This is a genomic window from Micromonospora chokoriensis (genome assembly GCF_000718555.1).
Classification (GTDB): domain Bacteria; phylum Actinomycetota; class Actinomycetes; order Mycobacteriales; family Micromonosporaceae; genus Micromonospora; species Micromonospora chokoriensis_B.
In genome coordinates this window covers 150,376-169,564 of sequence record NZ_JOAN01000005.1, presented here as the reverse complement: position 1 = coordinate 169,564, position 19,189 = coordinate 150,376, and the positions used below count along the sequence as shown (strand labels likewise).

The following is a 19,189-nucleotide window of genomic DNA, read 5'->3' as shown; positions in this document are numbered from 1 at the left end:
TTTCCATTTCAGTCGGCACGGCTAGGGCAGCGACTCTGCCCTAGCGCCTCGTCATTGCTTCGCAGAGGGTCGAGAGTGTCCGCTCAACGCTGGTCGCCCAAGATGTTTGTCGGCATGGTGACAACTCCGATCATTCCTCCGTGGGGGCTTAGCAGGACGGGCCGAGGTGGACTAGGACAGCCCCCGGATCTGGGAGAAAGGCTTGTGTCTGCTCCGCACGGAACCAGATCACCGAGTTGCACCAATCGAACGGACCTGCTGTGCGACCCGCCCGAACAACCTGGAATAGAGCGCATTTGGACATCGAGCTGCTCACGGTGTGGTGGCGAGGGGATTAGCCCTGGTTACGCGAGGAGCAGGCGCATAGGCCCAAGGCTGAGCACATTCCCGAGGAGTTTTCCCCGAGAGTCCGTCGATCAAGCTGCCTCCGGTGTGGGACAACGCCGCGTGCGTGGCGAACAGCCGACGTCGATAGCTCCGAGCTGCAGACGTGGATCACCCCCGCGTGCGCGTGGAGCAGGCTCGGGACACGCTGGCCGCCCTGTGCCAACATCGATCACCCTGTATGCGCGGGGATCAGCCCGAGGTCACTGTGTTCGACAACCTCATGGATGGATCACCCCCGCGTGCGCGGGGAGCAGGCCCTGCAGTGGCGCGACCGGCTCTACATCGTGGGATCACCCCCGCGTGCGCGGGGAGCGGCCGCGGGAATACGCGGCGGTGCTGCGCACCCAGGGATCACCCCCGTGCGCGGGGAGCAGTCGGCGTACGCCACGCCCCACTTGTCGGCGCGCGGATCATCCCCGCGTGCGCGGGGAGCAGACTTCTTGACCTGCGGCTTTTGAGATCAACTCTACGGTTTCATCCATTTTGGATTGTAGGATCGTTCCCCTCGTCTCGGTGTCGACGGTTGCTGAACACGCCAAGCATCCTCGGCTTCAGCCTAATCATCGGCTCGCGTCGTCGGCCAGTTGCCTTACGGCTGGTTTCCGTCAGGCTTGGGCCGTAGATCGAGGACCTCAGGCACATCGGTTTCGCCGATCGGCTGCCGTTGCAGAAGAAGGAGCAGGTCTTCCTGTCGCGGCTGACCGAAAGCGAGCCGGTATCGCACCAAGTTCGCCTTGAGCCGGTCGAACCGCGCCTGGTCGCGACTGAGCGGGTAGGGCAGAACATGCCGCTCGACTTTTGCTTCCCCCGGGAACACCCAGTACGGCGCGAAGTCGCCGAGCTCTCCCGACTCTGCTCGGGCGGCGTCGTACAGGGCTTTCCAGACATCCGGCTCTGAGGAGCGCAGGGCGTCGCCCCGGTGCGCAGCGGCAACGTTTCGTCGTACGGCGTGGCCGCCGAAGCGGTGTACCCGCCCCTCACGTTGCTCGAAGTCGACGGGGTTGGCGGGCGTGTTCCAGTGCACGACGGCTGAGCACCACTGGTGGAAGTCGATGCCTTCCTGGCCCGCGCTTGTAGTGGCAACGATGAACGGCCAGAAGGGGCTGTTGAATGAGCGCCGCACGACCACCTTGCGGTCGATCTGAGATTGCTCCTCGCCGCGCCCGCCGTAGCGTAGGGCGAACCGTCCGGGCAGCTTGATCGGCCGCTGCGGGTGGTGCGGATCGAAGGCTTCATACGTCGACTGTCGGCTGGCCATCGCCTGCCGCGCCTCGTCGGCGATTTTCCATAGCTCGTCGTCGTCCAGCAGGGTGTCCGAGGCCGCACTGCGCAACGTATGTAGGTGCTCGTCGAGTACGGCCTGCAGCCCGCCGGCCGCGCAGTATCGGAGCACCGCCTGCCAGTAGACCTTGCCCATTGTCAGGTGGTCGAGCAGCTGTGCGGACTCCGGCCGGTTGAACAGGGAGCGCAGTCCGTTGGCGAGGAGCGCAGCAGCGCGCCAGTGTCCTGATGGGGTGACCTGGCTTCCCGGCTCGATCAGCCGGGACAGCGCCCGCCAGGCGACGTTGCCGGGACCGTGCAAACCGATGGCAGTGACGCTGTCGATCAGCCCGTCCAGCTGGTCCTCTGTCGGGTAGACAGCGTGGTGAGACAATTCGCGGGCTCGGGCCACGTGCCCGTCTAGACCCGTAGCCGGCCCCTCGTCCGCGGACGAACCGAGGGCCGCAGCGGGGTCCTCGATGCCGGGATCGGCGCCGGGCCATTGAAAGATCAGCTCCCACGGCTCAGCCGGACCTGCTGCGTCGGACGATGCCCCCGCAGAGGTATGAGCGCGGAGCAGTTCCTGGATGTCTTGCTCGAAGGCGTCGAGGGACGCGATGTCATCCGGTCGCTGTCGAGCTAGTGCCAGTGGGTCGCACAGCTCGGCCAGGGCGGGATGGGGCCAGAAGAGCGCGAGGATGCTCATCGCCGCCGGCCGGCCGTGTTCGAGGCGGTAGTCGAGGTGCCGGTGTCCCTCCCCGGCAGCGCCCAGTCGACGTTCGGCCTCGTAGCTGAGCAAGCCTGCCACTGCGGTGGGAGTGGCGTTCCAGGACGAGAACAGCAGCCGCTTGGTGATGCCGTCATCTGCTGCGGTAGCGAACGGCTCGCGGAGCGCGTGGTAGGGGAGCGACGGTGGCAGCCACAGGAGTTGCCACCAGCCTCGGTCGACGGTGTCTGCGGCGAGCTGCCGCAGCCGGCCGTTGCCGAAATCGACGGGCTCGCGTCGGCGGATCGTCCCAGCATCGAGCAACTGCGCGGTGGCCAGTAGTGCTGGTATCTCGGAATCTGCCTGGTCATCGAGCGCCGCGCGGACCTTGGTGCCGAGTTGGTAGCCGTCGAGGAAATTTAGGAAGTACGGTGCGGACTTCCAGTATTCGACGGTCATGGGAGCGCCGACACTCTTGGCGATCTTGCGCATCGCCACGTAGCTGCGTACGTCCTGCGGGTTGAGGTCGTCGGCCAGGGTGATGTGCTCGCGCAGCATCCCGTCCTGCCCGAGTAAGGGTCGCTCGGTGCGGCACATGACCGGTAGCAGCAGATCGCGTAGCCAGCCGCGCAGGTCCGCGCACGGCTCGCCGCGGACCAGAGCCTCCCGGTACGCCTCGAATGCCTTCGTCACATCGGCGTGCCAGGACACGTCGTCGTTGAGAAAGCGCAGCACTTGTCGGAAGTCGCTGTAGTGGTCCTCGCCGGCGGCTGCCTCTTCGGCGAAGGTGAACGGCTTGTAGGGGGTGGCGGACAGCAACAAGACCCGTGCATCCCGGTAGTCGAACAAGTGCCGGGCGAGCTCGGCGCCCTCGCCGCCGTTCGGGTCGAGTAGCTCCCGGAAACGCTGGAACTCGTCGAGGATGATCAAATCGGGTTCGAGGACCTCGACACCCGCAGTGGCCAGCGCCGTACGAAGATCCCCGGTAAGCCTCCGGGCGTTCTCCCGGAGTGCGTCAGGCAGCGCCGAGCGCCGGCCGATGCCGTCGAGCAGTCCGTTGAATCTGTCGAGGAGTCCCCGCTGCTGGGCCTGGCGTAGGAACTCGCCTGTAATCGTGGGGTCGAGCTTCCTGCCAAGGTTCTCCCACAGCCGGTCGCACTGGTCCTCGAAACGCTCGGGGTTCGCGACGCCCGCCTGCAACGCGCGCAGTGCGGCCCGGGTTCGCCAGCCGTTCCACGAGCCCGCCTGTTCGAGGATCAAGAACAGCAGTGCGCGTTCCTCCGCAGTTCCGGTGCGCCAGCCTTGGTCGAAGGAGGTGCCAGGGGTGAAGGCGACCAGGTTGATTGGTTTGCCGGCGGCACCCGTGGCGGCGTTGAGCTTGTCCGTGTGCTTAGCGAGCAGGGTGAGCCGGCTGGACAGCATGACGGTCTCGTCGGGAGTGACCTTTAGCCGGCCGATGTTCTGCCGCGCTACATCCTGGTTGGAGCAGACATAGATGACGTCGACCCGCTCGATGCTGTCGTCGTCCTGTAGTCGCTGCAGAGTCTGGGCGATCACGCCTCGGGCGACCACACTCTTGCCGAGGCCGGTTTCGTCGGCGACCAGGAACCGGCGGGTCGGATCGACGCCGAAGTACCGGTCGATGACATGCGCGACGGTGGCGCGCTGGAAGTCCTTCAATCCGGCCATGACCAGGCCGGCGTCGTACCGGCTCATGCGCGCACCGCCTCTGTCATCGCATCCTGCGCTTGCATGACGACCTGCCACACCTCGGTGAAGCCGGGTGGCAGCAGTCGCTTGCCGTCGCCGCTGGCCTCAAGGCGGCTGACGAGTCTGGCCAGGTCGTCGAGTTGTTGCGGCCGGTCGACGAGAGCGTTGAGGAGAAGTTCGAAAATCCCAGTTCCGCTGCTACGCCATGCGCCGTCGCCGTCAGCGGCACCGCTTACCAGGGCGGTGGCATCAGTGCCGAGGCCGAGCATCAGTAGCAGGAACCGCAGGAACTTCTCCGGCGTGTCGATCTGCTGGGCGATGACGTGATCGAGGCGGTGTAGGGGATCGCCGAGCAGGGTGGCGAGGATGACGGCTTGTTCCCGGCTGCTGCTGTCCTCAGCGGAAACGATGACGAACGGGGTGATGTCGACCAGCGCGAGCCCGGTGAACACGGCGTCGACCGGCTGTCCCGACGCGAGCACAGTCGCCTCCCCGCGACGAGTATGCAGCTGCGCGGTGATCCGTACGCCTGGCACTTTGGGCACAGTGTCTTGGGAGGTCACCCGGAGGCGGTAGCTGTCTGCCTCGGGCATGACGGTCGCTAGCAGCGGAATCGCCGCGAGGTCGCGGACCAGATTACGGAGACGGTCCGCTTCGGGATCCGGCTCGGCGACGTTCTGGCGTTCGTAGGGTTCGAGGATCTCGCGAAGCGCTGCCTTCGGGCCAAGGAGAGCATCGATACCCCACTGAGCGCGGCCACCTACCAGCTCCACCATTAGCTCGACGTTGCCGTCGAACGCCGCACCTGTGGCATTTGCGGAGCCGAGGAGAAGTCGCGCCTGGTGCCCCTTCTCCACCACGTACACCTTTGCGTGCAGCCCGTTGAGCACTTCCTGGCCCGACGGCGATTCCTCAGCCGGCAAACCGGCCAAGGCGTTCACCACGAACGTCTCGGAACCGGCCAGGCTCTCCTCGGGTAGGCAGTCGAGAGTCTCCTGCCGGCTCACCAACGCCAGCTTGCCGCTTGGTGCGCACCGGTCCAGACCGTCGGGGGTGCAGAACGGGGAAATGACCAGATGACGTGTGCCGGCGAAGTCCGGTGGCGGAGTACGAGGAACTCCTAGCGCATGGAAGAACATCTCCCGGGCGCCCTCGGGGTACTCCCACGCGGCTCGACGTAGATCCTCGCCCAGCGCCTCGACCGCGGCCTGCCGGTCCGGCGGCAGGGGCGACACCGCCAGCCGCAGAGTGTGTTGCAGCAGGTCAAACAAGGGTTTGTTGCCCGCCACCCGGCGGGTGCCCGGGTAGCCTTCCAGGCGCAGGCACACGTCCCAGCTGTGGTCCTTGGTCAGGTTGCGACTGAGTGCCAACAGCCGCAGCGACGTCTCCCCGGTCGCTTCGTCCTCAAAACGCAGCGCCCACAGCTTCGGGTGGAACAGCCGACCCGGCTTGGGCCGGCGCACCTGGTGCACCATCGGCTCGACAAACGCCAGCAGCGCTGACTTCGTCGGTGGAACCACGATCTGCCCGGCCTGACAGAACACGTCGATCCGGTCGGCGCACTGCCGCACGCCCTCCATCACCGCGATCGGGTCAGTCGACTCGCGTAAGCCGTGCGCGGCGAAGGCAAGCGGGGCGACCAGCAGACTCTCCAGATCCAGCGTGAAGGTCAACGCCACGGCGCGCGACATCCGCATACCCGGTGGCGGGCGCAAGGCATCGAGCAGCAGCGAACGAGAGTCAGGCGCGAGCATTCGCAGCCTCCGACAGGTCAGCGGCACAGCCGTCGTGGATGTCGACGAGGATCCGGCGGACTTGCGGCCATCGATACACCAGCGGTCGACTGCCGGAGGCACCACTCCACGTACGCAGCAGCTTGTCGTTGATTAACCGTGACTGCCCCTTTTTCACCGCCCGCTCCCGCTCGGCCACGAGATTGCGCAAACTCTGGTCCGTGGCGGCCGCGGTCGCGGCTCCGCTTGCGACCGCGTCAAACCAGCGGTCGATGAACCGGCGCGCAGTGGCGTTCGACGCTATCCGTGGATTCCTCTCGACCAACCGGTCCCACATGCCCGACCGAGCCCAGCCCTTGAGGCCTTGCTCCGCCGACACGCGCTCGTTCCAGCGCGACAGCTTGTCTCGGTATCTGTCCACCGGCGCCTCACGTTCGGTCAGACCGGATTCCTCGTACCGCTCCGCCACGAGGAGGTTGTACAGCAACGCCGCGCCGTGGATCGCCAGCGAGAACAGTGCGGCGTCCTGTACCAGCGAGCCGATCGGCTCCGGCGCGGCCAGCACCGCCGGCTCCTCCCATGGCGCGTCGCTGTCCCAACCGGGTCGGTGTTCGGGCTCAAGGAGGTACGCCAGCAGTGTGCCGGGCGCCGCGGTGAGGATCCGCTCTCGCAGCCAACGTCCCTCATCCGGCGTCAACCTCAATCCACCCTCAACCTCGTCTGGAAACTTCATCGGTCGGGCCGGCAGCGTCGGGTGCCAGATTCCGCTCGCTCGTTCCGTCAGCTCATCGGCGTCGGCCAGTCCGGCCAGTCGGCGGTTCGGTGCGTCCTCATCGTCGCCAGTGCGAATGCCGTATTCGAGCAACGCCGCCGCATAGATGCTCGACGGCAGCGTCTGTACCCCGACACCAGCCCGGCGACCGATCACGCCCTCCGTCTCGTCGCCTCGCAGCAGCGCGGCGATCACCTTTCGCTCGGTGCGGTCAACCTGCGCAGCGAGACGGTCGCCGCGCAGTCCACGCCGCTGCGCCTCCTGGTAGCACCACGGCACGATCAGTAGGTATCGCGCCCGGGCCTGCAAAACGGAGGTGCCCGGGAAGAGTAAGTCGCTGAACGCGTCCCGGATCTGGCCGATGCCCAGCTCGTCCCGGCTCTCCGTGTCGCTGAAAAGCTTGAGTAGCTCGCGCATACGATTTTGATCGTCGCGGGAACTGTCCAGCCAGCTCAGTCCTGAAGCCATGGGTACCTTCCGGTTACGCTGCTGCCAAGTCGAAAAGGCCGGCGAGTGGGTAGGTAGGCAGAGCGATCCATCCCTCGGAACGCGCCGCTGCCCGCTGCTCGTCGTCCGGCCTGCTCGCCTTGCCGGTCGCTGCAGCGCGGGCAACCAACGACGCGACCACCGAGTCGAAAGCATCATGGCTACGCCGCACCAACGCCTCGAACGCTCCAAGCTCCAGCCAGGGCGCGGCCGCACACAATGCGGTGACAAGTTCGGCGTGCTGGGCCTGCTGACGGCGCCCCTTGTAACCGCGATGCGCTAAGCCCCAACGGTTCAGGGCCGCTGCCGGGTACACCTCGACGATCTTGCCGTCGCCGCAACGATCGACATCCTGACCATCGGCGGCGAGCATCGCCAGCAAACCGGCGCAGCGAAAGGCTGCGTGCCCGATGCGGTCCGCAGCCACGCTGAGGGGGATGATTCCGGTCTCCTTGCGCACCACTTCGTCAGTCTGGCGATAGGCCAAGTGACGCCGCCAGGGTCCGCCCTCGCCGTCAGGAGCCATCACATGGCCGACCTGGTGGGTCGTGACGAGGGTGACGAACGGCTCCGGCCAACCGAGCGGACAGTCCAACCCTGTCTTGTCCGCGTGCCGACTCGCTTCGACGATCCGAGCGTCACTGACGTCAAGGGCTACCTCCCGTACTACTGCCCGGCCTGGTAGCCACTCGATTGTGGCCGTCACCGTACGTTCGTCTGCGGCTGCAAGGTCAACGCCGAGGGTTAACACCCCACCACTCTAGGTACCGCTAGGGCTGGCGGTCATGATCCGATCGATGGTCATTGCAAGACGTTCAGCCGTATACGAGTACCAGCACGGCACGGCCACAAGCCAGGTTGTTCGTTGCTCCGGCCTTCGCGCGCGGCAGCTGGCGATGGAGATGACGGGTAGTAAGCCCCCACCTCCAGTCTGTCCAGGCTCAGCAGACGATGCACACGGGATTACCCCCGAGTGTGCGCGGGGAGCAGCCGCCGGTCTCCAGGGTCAGCCGTCATGCCCTGGATTACTCCCCAGCTGCGCGGGGAGCAGGCCTCCTTGTCGAGGCCGAGCTTCGTGGCCTCTGGATCACCCCCGGGCGCGCGGAGAGCAGCGCCAGATCCCGCCGCCCAGGTCCGCGCGGACGAATCACCCCCGTGTGCCCGGGGAGCAGGACATCAGTCCGCAGCCCCGCTACCCGTTCGAGGGATCACCCCCACGTACGCGGGAGCAGTTTCAGCTGACGCCGTCCACGCCCAGGCGTGCGGGATCACCCCCGCTACGCGGGGAGTAGATCGGGCCCAACATCGGCTTGTTGCTGGTGTCGGGATCATCCCCGCGCACGCGGGGAGCAGCCGGACGTACCGAAACATCGGTACGGCCATGGCCGGATCACCCCCCGTACGCGGGAGCAGTCCTTGACCGTGTCGCGCTTCGGGCCGCGCATGGGATCACCCCCGCGTACGCGGGGAGCAGGTGTCGTGCGAGTCGTCGTACCGGGTCACGCCCGGATCACCCCCGCGTACGCGGGGAGCAGCTCGTCAAGACGAGCAGAAGACCAGCGACAAGGGATCACCCCCGCGTACGCGGGGAGCGGGAGCAGGATTCATCCCACGGGCCATGAAGTCGTGGCCGAGGATCACCCCCGCGTACGCGGGGAGCAGGTGGCGGGGGAGGCGACGGAGACGCAAGTCGCGGGATCACCCCCGCGTACGCGGGGAGCAGGCCGTCCGGGACAACCCCGTTGACCGCTCAGCCGGATCACCCCCGCGTACGCGGGGAGCAGGGTGCGGACGTGGGAGCCACCCTGGGGACCGCCGGATCACCCCCGCGTACGCGGGGAGCAGATGGTGGACTGCTCCTCGCTGCTGACAGCCGTGGGATCACCCCCGCGTACGCGGGGAGCAGTGCAACTCCGCGATCGGCCGCGCCGGTTCCCACGGATCACCCCCGCGTACGCGGGGAGCAGGACATCACCACCACCGCTACCGACGCCGTGTCGGGATCACCCCCGCGTACGCGGGGAGCAGGATTTGAATGGTGCGGCGGTCTTTTCGCTGCCAGGATCACCCCCGCGTACGCGGGGAGCAGGTAGCCGGCGGGTCGGGCAGGCGGCGGACCACGGGATCACCCCCGCGTACGCGGGGAGCAGAAGCTCGATACGTTTCGCCTTGGGGAGCGTCCGGGATCACCCCCGCGTACGCGGGGAGCAGCAACTGGTGGAGGAGTCCGGCCAGTCCTACCGCGGATCACCCCCGCGTACGCGGGGAGCAGCGTCATTGAACCAGGCACGAATACCGTAGACAGGGATCACCCCCGCGTACGCGGGGAGCAGTCATAAAGTGCCTTCAGCTCAGCTTGCGTCAGCGGATCACCCCCGCGTACGCGGGGAGCAGGCCTCCAGAGGCGGAAAACAGGGTGTCTGGGGGGGGGATCACCCCCGCGTACGCGGGGAGCAGGTGAGGTGGATGCCCCGCACGAACTCGAGACCCGGATCACCCCCGCGTACGCGGGGAGCAGGTTTGGCCGTTGGCTGATGACTCCGGAGCCCTGGGATCACCCCCGCGTACGCGGGGAGCAGGAGCAGCTCCTCGTCGGTGAAGCCGCGGACGTAGGATCACCCCCGCGTACGCGGGGAGCAGACTTCTTGACCTGCGGCGTTAGAGATCGACTTCGCGGTTTTCATTCACTAGGTTCCGCAAGACCATTCACTCGGTTTCGGTTGGTCTAAGGAGGTATGTGGAGGGCGAACGAGTTCGGTTACAGCGTAGTTGGTGAGGCTCAAGTGGAACGACCAGGGAGCGCTGCATCTACCGGCTGAGCAAAGATGACGTTGCCTGCCCGCGACTTGCCATGCGAAGCCGGTGGGCCTATGAACACGATGGGAGCGACGGAATCGATCCGCGCCAGCAGGTCGAGGTGCTGTCTGGGCGGAGGTTAGGCCGCCTTCGGCGGAGGCGCTCCGGCTCCGGGCCGAGTAGACCCGCCACTAGATCCGCCAGCGGAAGAGAGTGGTCGGGTTCGGGCTGCGACGGGAATTCCGAGCGGCCGTGATCCCGGCTGCATCGGAAACGGGTGCGCATGGGTGGCCACTTGCCATTCGATAGGAGATGTCTTCCTAGGATGCTCTGTAGGATGGGTGATCTGCCACAGAACCACGGGACCCAACGTCAGAGCGGACTCTTGACTGGTCGCCGTAACAACTCCGGTAACGGATCGAGGTTCACCGTGGGGGAGTGGCTGACATGGGCCAGCAGTGGGCATCATCAAGGGATGCGGTTCTGTCCGCATTGGAGGATGTATAAGACCGTTCCGGCATGGCGTGACAGAATCGTTGTAAAACTGGGGGTCAAGGGGTCGTCGGTTCGAATCCGGCCGTCCCGACAGCGAGAGGGTTTCCACAGGTCAGAGCCTGTGGGAACCCTCTTTTTTGTGTTCACGGTGGTTCGTCGAGGTCGAGCACGCCGCTTATCGACCCCTTGACTCGACGGGTGACCGACATGGCTCTACTGGACGTCACCAAGCTCACCGGCGACCTGATGCTGCTGTTGGGCTGGACCTCCGAGGACATGCCCCGGCACTACGGCGCCAGCGCGGCAGCTGAACGGGCCCAGGAGATCCAGGTGCAACTAGGCATCAGGGAAGGGGTGTAGACGCGGGCAACACGGTCGGCCGACCCCGAGTATCGGCTTGGCCGACGGCGTTGTTCTCGTCGTCGATCGACGGATCCGAGTCGAGTCGGGCTGGGTTCGGCGTGCTGACTCCGGTGCAGATTCCGGTACTACTTGTCGTACAGAGCTGCATCGGATTAGCCAACCTTTCGCTGATCAGCGGATCGACATTCGTTACACCAATAGGATCGGTCGACGTTCTGATTGGTGACGTCGCGTAGCGGTAGCCAACCAGCGACGCGCGGTTCGGCGTTCGGATCTGCCGAGATGAGTGCGCCCCAGTGGGAGCGGGCTGCACATCGTCGCTATGGTCGGTGTCGTGGAGACACTGGGCCGACTTGCCGGAGTCACGGTCGACTGCCGGGATCCGCAGCGACTGGCTGACTTCTGGTGCGTGGTGCTTGGAGGACGCGTGACGGAGTCTCTTCCCGGCTGGCGGCGCGTCACTGTCGCCGGGGGCGGCCCGGTGCTGACATTCCAGCCGGTCCCGGAGCCCAAGGCCGGCAAGACGCGACTACACCTCGACATCGCCGTTACCGACGTTGGCGAAGCGGTCGATCGGATCGGGATGTTGGGCGGGCGGTGGACAGGTGAACGGCATGACTACCAAGAGGGCGCAGTCCTCGTCATGACCGACCCGGAGGACAACGAGTTCTGCGTCGTGCAGTACTACCGGGTGTGATCGTGGATGGTTGGCCATCGGCGCGCGTCCTGCAGAACGCTCTGACCTGCCGCTTCATCTGCCGAGTCGTCCTGGATGAAGCGGCAGTTGGGTTTCTTGATTCCCGCCAAGCGCTGCAGATGTTGCCAGCTGTCGCTATGAACAGGGCTGGCGCTTGTTTCGTTCGGCCATGGCCGGGCTGCGTTCAACCGACTGCGGCGCTCCTTGTGGCCGTCAGCAATGGTGGTGGGTGGGTGCCGTTGGTCAGGGCTGGTGTTGGTTGCGGGTGCGGGGTAGCCACTGGGGATGGTGGTCCCGCAGGTAGCGGATCAGTCCCTCGCGTAGGTCGCAGCGCAGGTCCCAGGCGCTGGCGCCGTCGGCGGCCGAGGCCTGCACCTGGATGACCACGGTCTGAGGGGTGGAGTCGATCATCTGGAGCACCCACTGGCCTCGGTCCCACAGCGGTGAGGACTCGACCAGTCGACGCGCCTCTCGGCGCAGGTCGTCCAGGTCGGCGGTGTAGTCGACATGTAACTGGATCTTGCCAATTACCCGGGACTCGTTCCGGGTCCAGTTCTGAAACGGCCGCTCGGTGAAGTACGTGGTCGGCAGGATGAGCATCCGGTCGTCCCAGAGCCGGATCACCACGTTGGTCAGCTTCACCTCCTCGACCCGGCCCCATTCGCCGTCCACCACCAACACGTCGCCGACGTGCAGACCGTCGGCGAAGGCGACCTGGACGCCGGCGAACGCGTTGCCGAGCGCGGTTCGAGCGGACAGGCCGATCAACGCGCCGACCACCCCTGCCGAGGTCAGCACGGAGACGCCGAAGAGGCGTACCGGCCGGAAGGTGACCAGGATCAGGCCGACCGCGACGATCGTGACCACGGCCACGGTGAGCCGCCGTACCGGGCGGATCTGGGTCCGGGCCCGCCGGACCCGCCGGCTCGTGACCGGATCGCTCGGCAGCCTGTTGAACGCGACCGCCTCGGCGACGTGCAATGCCTTGACCACCAGCCACGCGCCGGTGGCGATTAAGGCCATGAGGATGGCGTGCCGCAGATGAGGCAGCCACCGGGCCGGGCCGGGCGGCAGCGCGTAGTACAGCACCCCGACCAGCAGTACCGCGGCCGCCGGGCGACGGCAGGCGTGCCGCAGCGGATCCAGCAGCCACCGATAGCGGCCACGAGCGACCCGGCGGATCAGCACGCCCGAGACCAGGTCCACGACCACGGCCGCCGCCAGCGCGGCCAACACGATCAACGCGGTACCCATCAGCAGCCGTTCACCGTGATCCTGATGCCGCCTCCCCTGAACGTACGACCGCACTCCCCGCGTCGAGGGTGTCATCGGATCCGGTGGCAAGTCGTGGATATCGAAAATGCCAGACGGCAGTGGCGAACGCCGGTGGCCAGTCGTCGGCGTGCCGGCAGGGGACGCAGCAGCAGGGTGGCACCGTGGACGATGCCTATGGCAACACCGCGTCTTCCTCGCCCACCCACGTCAACTGCGGATGGGACATGTCCTGACCCTCGCGAAGCGGCTTTAAGGGTCAAAAGGTCTGCGAGGATGTGAACGCCAGAAGGGCGTGGACCCACGCGATGAGCGGACTCTTCACGGGGCCGGCCAGCGTGTGGACGCCACCGAACAGGCTGAACCACGAGAGCATCTACCACCGGATGCGCCCCGGCGAGAGGAGAGCACGATGACCGCCGACGGCGACGTGTCAGGTGGCCGGTGAGGAACACCGGTGCCCCACAGTGAGCAGCAGCGCCCGGAGATCGTGGTCGGGCTGGTGGCGACCCCGCCGGACCACCCGGCCCGGGTGGCCGCCCGGCTTACCGCCGAGCTGGCCGACCGGCTCGCCGACCGGGTGGACGCGGACGTGCGGTGGACCGTCCGGGAAGGCTGGGGCGAGGTGGCGCCGCGCCGCGATGGGGGCGTTGATGCCCTGCTCGACGATCTTGCTCAACGGCGCATCGACGACCAGTGGGACTTCGCTGTCTGCCTGACCGACCTGCCGCTGCACGCCGCGCGTATGCCGCTGGTCGCGCAGACCTCCGCCCGGCGGCGGGTTGCGATGGTGTCCCTGCCCGCGCTGGGTCTGCACCAGCTGCGAGCGGCCCGCGCCGCCGTTCCGGATCTGGTGAGCCAACTACTGACCGACGCTTTCGACAAGCGGGTGCCGCCGACCGGCCGGGCCCCGACCGAGATGACACGCCGGGTTACCGCCATCCACAAGGTGGTCGGCGATACCGACGGCGGGGAACTGAGCTACGTCGCCTCGGGTCTGATCGGCCGGGTGCGGCTGTTGGCCGGAATGGTCCGAGCCAACCGCCCAGGGCGCGCTCTGCTGGGATTGTCCAAGCTGCTGGTCGGCGCGTTCGGCACGGCCGCGTTCGCGCTCACCACGGACACCATCTGGCAGATGGGCGATGCGCTCGGAGGACTCCGGCTCGCCGTGATCATGCTACTTGGGCTGACCGCGTTGGTGGCCTGGCTGATCGTCGTGCACGACCTGTGGGAGACACCAGACCGCGAGACACCGGCCGAGCTGGCCCGGCTGTTCAACCTGGGCACGATCCTCACCCTCGCTCTGACGACGGCGGTTTCCTACCTGGTGCTGTTCACCGGAACGGTGCTGGTCGGGTCGCTGCTGATCGACACATCCGTGTTGGAGCAGGCGCTGCAGCGGCCGGTCGATTTCACCGACTATCTGACGCTCGCCTGGATCACCAGCTCGCTGGCCACCGTCGGCGGCGCGATCGGCTCAGGGCTGGAAAACGAGGAAACGGTCCGGGCCGCCGCCTACGGCTATCATCCCGAGCCCGGCGGCTGGCGGGACGAGCGGACGTGAGGTTTCACCGGCTGGGGTAATGGGCGCATGCCCCGGCACCGCGGGCGTCGATGCTGACCCCGGGCCGACCGAGATGCTGGCCCTGCTCGGCCTGCAGGGCGAACGCGCTCACGTGCGGGCCCGCTCTCGCCGCCCCTCTGTCGAGGCTGATGCCGCATCATGAACGGGGCCACTTCGGTATTCGGCCCCTTGTCCGCCGCCGATCTGCTCCCCGAGCGTGCCGCGCGGCCGCCGGCTGCGGCCATAGGCGGTCTGCCGACTCAGGCCCCCAGCGCTGGCCTCGCCGCAGAGCGCACAGACGTCGACAGGTGACCGGCTCGGGCTCCTGAAGCACTGCCCTACCCAGGACGGCCGGCCATCGACCCGCTCACTGAGAGGACCGCGCTGCGAGTCGATGGTGAGACCAAGCGATCGGGCTCAGCAGCGCGGTCACACTCGTTGTGGCGGGGTCACGCCGAGTTGCGCCACTTGCGGCCGTGTCGGCCGATGAGCCGGTCGGCGTCGGTCGGGCCCCAGGAGGCGGCCTCGTAGGTGGGGATCGGCGATTTGTCTTTCTCCCAGTTGTCGATGATCGGGTCGACGATCCGCCAGCACTGCTGCACCTCGTCGCTGCGGATGAACAGCGACGCGTCACCGATCAGCGCGTCCAGGAGCAGGCGCTCGTACGCCTCCGGGGACTCCTCGACGAACGTCTGGTCGTAGGAGAACTCCATCGTGGCGGTGCGGACCCGGAAGGAGTGGCCCGGCACCTTGGCACCGAAGCGCAGCGAGATGCCCTCGTTCGGCTGGATGCGCAGGATCAGCGCGTCAGCATCGAGGCCGGTGAGCTGGTCGGTCGGGATCGGCAGGTGCGGCGGCCGCTGGAATTGCAGTGCCACCTCGGTGAGCCGGGCCGGCAGGCGCTTGCCGGTGCGTACGTAGAACGGCACCCCGGCCCAGCGCCAGTTGTCCACGTTGAGCCGCATCGCGGCGTAGGTCTCGGTCCGCGACAGAGGGTCGACGCCGGCCTCCTCGCGGTAGCCGGCCATCAGCTCCTCGCGGGTGCCGCCCCGGGTGTACTGTCCCCGGACCGCGGCCTCGGCGATGTCCCGGTCGGTGGGGAGCCGGATCGCCTGCAGCAGCTTCACCTTCTCGTTGCGCAGGCCCTCAGCCTCGAATGAGGCCGGTGGCTCCATCAGTGCCAGCGCGAGTACCTGCAGCACGTGGTTCTGCACGATGTCCCGCATCGCGCCGGCGTCCTCGTAGAAGCCGCCGCGGCTGCCGACGCCGAGGGTCTCGGCGACGGTGATCTGCACGTGGTCGACCCAGGAGCGATCCCAGATGGGCTGGAAGATCGAGTTCGCGAAGCGCAGCGCCAGCACGTTCTGGACGGTGTCCTTGCCCAGATAGTGATCGATACGAAAGACCTGGTGCTCGTCGAACGCGCTGTGCACGACGCCGTCGAGCTCGCGGGCGGTGACCAGGTCGCGACCGTACGGCTTCTCGATGACCAGGCGGGAGAAGGAGCCCTCGCGTGGCTTGTTGAGCCCGACACCGGCCAGTCCGTTGATCACCGGCTCGAAGGCCCCGGCCGGGGTGGACAGGTAGAAGAGCCGGTTGCCGGACGTGCCCCGCTGTGCGTCCAGCTCGTCGAGGGTCTCCACGAGCCGCTTGTACGTCTCCGGGTCGTCGTAGCCGCCTGCCACGTACCGCACGCCGCCCTGGAGCTGGCGCTTGCTGGCGAGGGTGCGTTCGCCGAGGACGCTCTCGGCGAACTGCTCGTCGGTCATCGACGTGCGCGCGACGCCGACCAGCGCGAACTGGTCCGGGAGTCGCTCGTGCCGAGCCAGGCTCTCGATTGCGGGCAGCAGCTTACGCCGGGTCAGGTCACCGGAGGCACCGAAGATCACCAGCGTGGCCGGCGGGGCACTCCGCTCCTGAATGAGCTGAGATGCGTGGTCCATAGTCTGCGTTCCTCCGGGCCCAAGGGGTGTGGGGTTGGGGGGTGCCGTGCTGTCATGCCAGGAATTGTGCGGGCTTTGGCGGTAGTGTCCGGGGGCCACACGGCGTGGCCCGTTGGTCGCGGCCCTTGAGCGTCGCATGCCGGGCTGACGGGTAGGTGACTCGGTAGCGATTCGGTGCGGTCTATCGGCGTACGAAGTGGTGGTACGAATGATCGTGGCCAGGCAGCCCGCGGAGGTCAACGGGCTCGCCGACGGCGGCGCCGGGGACCGTCAGGGTACGCGGGGGCCGAAGCCGAGTCCGCCGCACGCGGGGCGTCGGCTGGACACCGCGCGGGAACAGCAGATCCACCGCAGCGGGGGCATCCTGAAGCTGGTCTCGTAGCGGTTGGCCCGCACGATCTGAGCCTTCTTGACAACCGTGGCGCCTCTCGGGTCCCCGGACCCGCGGCTCAGCCAATCGTGTCGAGATGGTGCGCACCGCCGATACAGCCGTTTTTCGCCCGCTGACGCCCCCGCGCGCGTGGCGGCAGGGCCCAAGTGCCGATGATCCGCTGACCACGTCGATTCAGGCGAGGAGGAGAAATGTCGGCACAGCGACGAGGATGCCCGCCAGAGCGCCCGCGACAACCTGGCCGATCGTGTGATCGCCCAGCCGCACGCGGGACCAACCCACCAGGGCGACGATCGCCAGCGATGGGATGAGCGCCGGCCCGAACACGATGATAAGTACGGACATCGACCCGCCGGCGACTGCGGCGTGGGCGCTGAGCTTCCACACCTGGTTGATCGCGGTGACGATGAGCAGCACGGCGAACATCACCACGACCATGGCGATGAGCGGCCGAGGCGCGCCGGCGAATATGAGCGCGGAGAGACCGACAACGACGGACAGTAGTCCGTAGACCAGAGGCCAACGGCGTTGCTCGCGTACGCCGATGTGGTGGTCGGTGAGTCGCCCCCGCCGCACTCCGACCCAGATGACGGCGTACGGGATGACGGAGCAGAACAGGATGGCGAGCAGTGCCCAGCCGAGGCCGGTCACTACGGCGGGGGCGGTGCTGTCCAGGGCGATGATCAGCGGCATCATCGCCGCGAAGACGGCCGGGGCACATGCTTCGGTGACGACCCGTGCCACTCGGGAGGTGCTGTTGGCAGGCAGGTCAACGAGTGCGGGCGAAATGACGTTCTACCTCTCGGAGGACTGCGGGGCTATCGACAGCGCTTCGGATGTGGCGCGCGTGATGATTATCCGGGCCAGGGGGGATTCGATCGCTCGGGCTACCTGGGCAAGCCATGTCACCTGGTCGGCGGCGCCGAGGTCACCGGCGGCCGAATCCCGGGGCGGGCCCAGCGGTAGGGCGGGGGCTTCGGTGGCCTCGCTGGAGGGAGGTGCGCCATCGAGCCGGGCTGCCAGTGCCGCACCGATGACGACTGCTTCCACCATGGCGGTCTGCTGCTCGCCGAGGAGGCCGCCTTCCTGGGCAGCGTCTTGCGCCTGCGCGGCGACTGCGGGCGACATCCACGGCCGCAGAGTGGCGTAGCCGTCCAGGATCTCCACGGTGATCCTGACCCGTCGCAGGGAAGCGTCCCGGGCGATCGACACGACGCCACGGACGCCGGATGGCGGTGGAAGCAGCGCGATCTCCGGCAGCACGGCATGGATCCGCGTCCACAACGGGTACAGCCGGTAGTAGTCCCGGAACGCCGCCGCCCCTACCCACAGCCGGTCCAGGCCGACGCGCGGACCCCAGGACGGAATCGTGGACCCGATCAGGACCAGCAGGATCGACGTGCTGAACGTCAGTACCACCACCGCGTCGGTGATCAGGGCCCAGCGTGGGGACCTGTTTCCCACGCCAACGGCCACGAGTTTGGCGGCCACGTACGCGAGCCCCCACAGCGAGCCAACCGTGATCATTCGGAGGCCGAAGCGCAGCAGCGGTCGATGGGCGATGCCGGCGTAGCGGTTCGCCAAGACCACTACCTGCGTCAGTGACCAGCCCAGGTAGGCCAGGTATACGAAGAGGAATGGCGCGTGGAAGGGCTCGCCGTAGTACTCGCCGGTGCGAACGCGCGGATCGGAGAGACTGACGTCCGAGGGTGTCGCGACAAACATAATGATCATGACAGTGATGGTGAGCGCCAGAGCGATGCTCTGCCGCCGTACCCGCCGCCGGGTGCTGACGTCACTACTGGTCATGTAGAGCAGGAATGCTTGCGCCGCGGTGGCACACACCAGTGAGAGGCAGTTGGACGTCAGGCGGGTGACGTCCGGAATCCCGACGAGCTGGTCGATCTTTGGCATGAGCGGCTGAAGGGTCATCGAGATGGTGATCGCGATCAGGGCAAGGCAGAGTGCGCGCAGTGGGCGGTTGCCTCGGTCCCGCGCCAGGTCGCGCAACTTGTAGAGGCTCAGACCCCAGCAGATGAGCGTTACGGCGATCATGGTGCCGCGAGCGAGGCTTACCATCAGGCCTCCCGGCCTTCCAGCGTCGCCACCAGTCTGGCGGAGACTCGAGGATCAGCCGGCGCGGAGGTCGGGATCGCGGACCATGATTCGGCGCGTTGGACGGCGACCGTTCCGAAGACCTCCGCCCGGCGCTCGATCGGCTCGTCGTACCCGAGACGCGCCAGCGCAATCTCGGGTACGGACGGATCCACCGACGGCATGAGCATGGCCGCGAGGCACTCGAGATCATTTGGCATGGCGACATCGTCGAACATCATGTGCCCGTATTCGTGGCCGATGATGAGGCTCTGCCGCACCTTGCTGGCATTGGCGTCGTAGAAGACGTAGTCAGCGAGCTCGCCGGCTACCCAGAGCCCGTGGGGGGCAAGGGCTGGCAGATGCCGTGGGAGGAGGTGGACCTGCCGTCCACGGCGATGCTCGATCCGATCGTGTAGTTGGGCGAAGGTGAAGGTCGAGGGCAGCTTGAGTGCGGAGAGGAGCTGCGATGCCTGCTGTCGCAGGTGGCTCACACTGCTATCGGTATGACGTCGCATCG

General features: G+C 67.1%; 13 protein-coding genes and 1 CRISPR repeat array. Of the genes, 4 read left to right on the top strand and 9 right to left on the bottom strand.

Annotation, left to right across the window (positions count from 1 at the left end; all coding sequences use genetic code 11):
• Positions 1-976: 976 nt before the first annotated feature.
• From IF46_RS0109405 to IF46_RS0109390, 4 genes are read right to left on the bottom strand one after another with little or no spacing between them, the layout of a single operon-like run.
• Complete coding sequence (locus IF46_RS0109405) at positions 977-4,069, bottom strand: C-terminal helicase domain-containing protein (protein WP_030487910.1); 3,093 nt, start codon at positions 4,067-4,069, stop codon at positions 977-979.
• The gene (locus IF46_RS0109400) at positions 4,066-5,817 is read right to left on the bottom strand and encodes a phospholipase D family protein (protein ID WP_030487909.1); all 1,752 of its coding nucleotides are present in this window, start codon (positions 5,815-5,817) and stop codon (positions 4,066-4,068) included. Before IF46_RS0109400 ends, IF46_RS0109405 begins: the two co-directional genes overlap by 4 nt.
• Positions 5,804-7,036 (bottom strand): DUF6361 family protein, encoded by a 1,233-nt coding sequence (locus tag IF46_RS0109395; protein ID WP_157562799.1) that lies wholly within the window; start codon positions 7,034-7,036, stop codon positions 5,804-5,806. The genes IF46_RS0109400 and IF46_RS0109395 overlap by 14 nt, the downstream gene beginning before the upstream one ends.
• 13 nt (positions 7,037-7,049) lie before the next feature.
• On the bottom strand, positions 7,050-7,760 hold the full coding sequence (locus IF46_RS0109390) for a DUF429 domain-containing protein (RefSeq protein WP_232233997.1): 711 nt from the start codon (positions 7,758-7,760) through the stop codon (positions 7,050-7,052).
• A 739-nt stretch (positions 7,761-8,499) separates the two neighbouring features.
• Positions 8,500-9,694: direct repeats of the CRISPR family, unit length 28 nt; unit sequence GGATCACCCCCGCGTACGCGGGGAGCAG.
• An 858-nt stretch (positions 9,695-10,552) separates the two neighbouring features.
• Between IF46_RS0109390 and IF46_RS34315 the strand changes: the two genes are divergently transcribed.
• Positions 10,553-10,705 carry a hypothetical protein gene (locus IF46_RS34315; RefSeq protein ID WP_232233986.1) on the top strand — a complete coding sequence of 51 codons (153 nt, stop codon included), beginning with the start codon at positions 10,553-10,555 and terminating at the stop codon, positions 10,703-10,705.
• 337 nt (positions 10,706-11,042) lie between these two features.
• Positions 11,043-11,405 carry a VOC family protein gene (locus tag IF46_RS0109380; RefSeq protein ID WP_232233985.1) on the top strand — a complete coding sequence of 121 codons (363 nt, stop codon included), beginning with the start codon at positions 11,043-11,045 and terminating at the stop codon, positions 11,403-11,405.
• A gap of 243 nt (positions 11,406-11,648) precedes the next feature.
• Here the strand turns inward: IF46_RS0109380 and IF46_RS0109375 are convergent, their stop codons facing one another.
• Complete coding sequence (locus IF46_RS0109375; protein ID WP_030487905.1) at positions 11,649-12,659, bottom strand: mechanosensitive ion channel family protein; 1,011 nt, start codon at positions 12,657-12,659, stop codon at positions 11,649-11,651.
• A gap of 475 nt (positions 12,660-13,134) precedes the next feature.
• On the opposite strand from IF46_RS0109375, the gene IF46_RS0109365 reads away from it, so the two are divergent.
• Positions 13,135-14,241 carry a DUF2267 domain-containing protein gene (locus tag IF46_RS0109365; RefSeq protein ID WP_030487904.1) on the top strand — a complete coding sequence of 369 codons (1,107 nt, stop codon included), beginning with the start codon at positions 13,135-13,137 and terminating at the stop codon, positions 14,239-14,241.
• 449 nt (positions 14,242-14,690) lie between these two features.
• Here the strand turns inward: IF46_RS0109365 and zwf are convergent, their stop codons facing one another.
• Positions 14,691-16,184 (bottom strand): glucose-6-phosphate dehydrogenase, encoded by a 1,494-nt coding sequence (zwf, locus tag IF46_RS0109360; protein WP_030487903.1) that lies wholly within the window; start codon positions 16,182-16,184, stop codon positions 14,691-14,693.
• Positions 16,185-16,392: 208 nt separating this feature from the next.
• On the opposite strand from zwf, the gene IF46_RS34310 reads away from it, so the two are divergent.
• A complete protein-coding gene (locus IF46_RS34310) occupies positions 16,393-16,566 on the top strand; it encodes a hypothetical protein (RefSeq protein ID WP_157562796.1) in 174 nt (57 codons plus the stop codon).
• A gap of 183 nt (positions 16,567-16,749) precedes the next feature.
• Here IF46_RS34310 and IF46_RS0109350 read toward each other — a convergent pair whose 3' ends face one another.
• The 3 genes from IF46_RS0109350 to IF46_RS0109340 form a co-directional block, all read right to left on the bottom strand.
• A complete protein-coding gene (locus IF46_RS0109350; protein WP_332261483.1) occupies positions 16,750-17,271 on the bottom strand; it encodes a hypothetical protein in 522 nt (173 codons plus the stop codon).
• A 99-nt stretch (positions 17,272-17,370) separates the two neighbouring features.
• Positions 17,371-18,630 carry an MAB_1171c family putative transporter gene (locus IF46_RS0109345; RefSeq protein WP_157562793.1) on the bottom strand — a complete coding sequence of 420 codons (1,260 nt, stop codon included), beginning with the start codon at positions 18,628-18,630 and terminating at the stop codon, positions 17,371-17,373.
• Between the two features lie 23 nt (positions 18,631-18,653).
• Positions 18,654-19,163: a hypothetical protein gene (locus IF46_RS0109340; protein ID WP_030487900.1), complete on the bottom strand. Its 510-nt coding sequence runs from the start codon at positions 19,161-19,163 to the stop codon at positions 18,654-18,656.
• Between the last annotated feature and the right edge of the window lie 26 nt (positions 19,164-19,189).